Raw genomic sequence first — 1,148 nt, forward strand, 5'->3', positions numbered from 1 at the left:
CAATGCTGATTAAGGTCCACCGGTGTTGCCTCGCAAACGTTATCCGCCTATGAAGCAGCAGACCCTGGCCATGGCCGCAGATCAAGACAGCGGATTCGAGCAACCGCGCAAGCCCACCCGACGCGAAGAGTTCTTGCAAACCATGGATGCCATCGTGCCATGGGCTGCCCTCTGCCAGGTGATAGAGCCGCACTATCCCAAGGCAGGCAATGGCCGTCCGCCCATTGCGTTGGAGCGCATGCTGCGCATCCATTTCCTGCAGCACTGGTTCAACCTGGCCGATCTGGCGTGCGAGGAGGCCCTGTATGACAGCGCCAGTCTGCGCCGCTTTGTGGGCATTGACTTGGGCCGCGAACGCGTGCCCGACGCCACCACGGTGCTGAAGTTTCGAAAGCTGCTGGGCGAGCAAAAACTGGGCGAAGCCTTGTTTGCCAAGGTTGGCCAGCAACTGCAGGAACGAGGGTTCAAGGTGAACACGGGCACCATCGTGGATGCCACCATCATCGCAGCGCCCAGTTCTACCAAGAACGCGGACAAGGCGCGCGACCCCGACATGCACCAGACACGCAAAGGCCAGCAATGGTATTTCGGCATGAAGCTGCACATTGGCGTGGACAGCCAAAGCGGGCTGGCGCACAGCGCAGTGGTGACGGCGGCCAACGTGCACGACAAACACCCTTTGCCCGATCTGCTGCATGGCAACGAACAGCGCGTGTACGGCGACTCGGCCTACGCCAGCCAGAAAGCGCTGATCCGGGGCAAGGCACCTCAAGCCAAAGACTTCACCAACCAGCGGACACGCAGGTGCGGGGTGGTCGATGAGACGCAGCGGGCCAAGAACCGCAACAAGTCCCGCATCCGCGCTCGCGTAGAGCATGTATTCGGGGTAGTCAAACGGTTGTGGGGCTTTGGCAAGGTGCGCTATCGCGGGCTTCACAAGAACGCCACGCGTGCGTTCACGGCCTTGGCGCTGGCCAACATCTACCTTGCCCGCGGGCGCTTGCTGGGACAGGTGCGCCCATAGGGGCTTGAAAGGGGCGAAAGGCCCCCAAAACGGGCCCTCTGGGGCAAAGTACGGCATCTTGGCGGGCCATTTGGCATTCAAATGGTATGTGCGATGGATATGACGCTACTTGATCAGCGTTGCC

At 61.1% G+C, this 1,148-nt stretch carries 1 protein-coding gene; it reads left to right on the plus strand.

Annotated elements, in window-relative coordinates:
* The first annotated feature begins 49 nt into the window (after positions 1-49).
* Positions 50-1,024, plus strand: coding sequence for an IS5 family transposase (locus KYG_RS18535; protein ID WP_008906466.1), 975 nt, complete (start codon positions 50-52; stop codon positions 1,022-1,024).
* The last annotated feature ends 124 nt before the right edge of the window (positions 1,025-1,148 follow it).

It is taken from the genome of Acidovorax sp. NO-1, assembly GCF_000238595.1.
GTDB lineage: Bacteria > Pseudomonadota > Gammaproteobacteria > Burkholderiales > Burkholderiaceae_C > Acidovorax.